This is a genomic window from Variovorax sp. KK3, from assembly GCF_001984055.1.
In the GTDB taxonomy this organism is placed as follows: Bacteria; Pseudomonadota; Gammaproteobacteria; order Burkholderiales; family Burkholderiaceae_C; genus Variovorax.
In genome coordinates this window covers 1-1,543 of the sequence record NZ_LYVO01000174.1, presented here as the reverse complement: position 1 = coordinate 1,543, position 1,543 = coordinate 1, and the positions used below count along the sequence as shown (strand labels likewise).

The window sequence follows — 1,543 nt, the reverse complement described above, 5'->3', positions numbered from 1 at the left end:
GCCGGGCAGACGGCCACCATCGTCGGCGCGGGCACCCTCACCATCAACGCCGACGGCAGCTACGCCTTCGTGCCGGCCGCCAACTTCAACGGCGCGGTGCCGCTGGTCACCTACACGCTCACCGACGGATCGAGCGGCGACACCTCGACGCTGGCGATCACCGTCACGCCGGTGAACGATGCGCCGGTCAACACGCTGCCGTCGAGCTACGCGACCAACGAGGACACGTCCGTCTCGCTCACCGGCCTGTCGGTGGCGGACGTGGATGCGGCGGGCGGCACCATCACCGTCACGCTCTCGGTCGGCTCGGGCACGCTCACCGCCACCGCCGGCGGCAACGTGGCCGTGAGCGGCTCCGGCACCGGCACGCTGGTGCTCAGCGGCAGCCTGGGGGACATCGACGCCTTCCTGGGCGCCACCGCCCCGGTCTATGCACCGGCGGCCAATGCCAGCGGCAACGTGACGCTGACCATGAGCACCAACGACGGCGGCAACACCGGCGGCGCACCGCTGCTCGACGTCGACACCACCACCATCGTGATTGCGCCGGTCAACGACGCGCCCACCGCCGTGGCCGATGCCGTCACCGCCAACGAGGACACGCCGGCCACGGGCAACGTGCTGGCGAACGACAGCGACATCGACGGCGATGCGCTCGCCGTCACCCAGTTCTCGATCGGCGGCAACAGCTTCGCCGCCGGCCAGCTGGCCACGCTGGCCAACGTCGGCACGCTGGTCGTCAATGCCGACGGCAGCTACGTCTTCACGCCCGCGGCCAACTACAACGGCCCGGTGCCCGTGGCAACCTACACCGTGAGCGACGGCAACGCGACGGCCACGGCCAGCCTGACGATCACGTTGACGCCGGTGGACGACGCCTTCGCCGATGCCGACGAGAGCGCGAGCACGGCGGAAGACACGCCGCTCTCCGGCTCGGTGCTCACGGGCACGGCCAGCGTGGACGGCCCGGTGACGGTTACCGGCTTCCAGGTGGCGGGCGACGCGACGGCCTATGGCGCCGGGCAGACGGCCGCCATCGCCGGCGTCGGCACGCTGGTCATCAACGCCGACGGCAGCTACACCTTCACGCCCGCGGCCAACTACAACGGCCCGGTGCCGCTGGTGACGTACACCATGACCGATGGCTCGAGCGGCGACAGCTCGACGCTGGCCATCACCGTCACGCCGGTGGAGGACGCGCCGGTCGCCGGCCCCGACACGCTGGCGACCAACGAGGACACGCCGCTCACCATCGCGCCCGCGACGCTGCTCGCCAACGACGGCGACGTGGACGGAGACCCGCTCACCATCGTCAGCGTGCAGGGCGCGGTCAACGGCAGCGTGGCACTCGTCGGCGGCAACGTGGTGTTCACGCCGGCGGCCAATTTCAACGGGCCGGCCAGCTTCACCTACACCGTGAGCGACGGCAACGGCGGCACGTCCACCGCGACGGTGACGGTCAACGTCGCGGCCGTGAACGACGCGCCGGTCGCGGTCGACGACGTGGCGAGCACGACCATCAACACGCCGCTGGCCAACATCG

General features: G+C 71.2%; 1 protein-coding gene. It reads left to right on the top strand.

Features of this window, described 5'->3' with window-relative positions; translation table 11 throughout:
* On the top strand, positions 1-1,543 hold a 1,543-nt coding region (locus B0W80_RS33995; RefSeq protein WP_143684920.1), incomplete at both ends, for a tandem-95 repeat protein.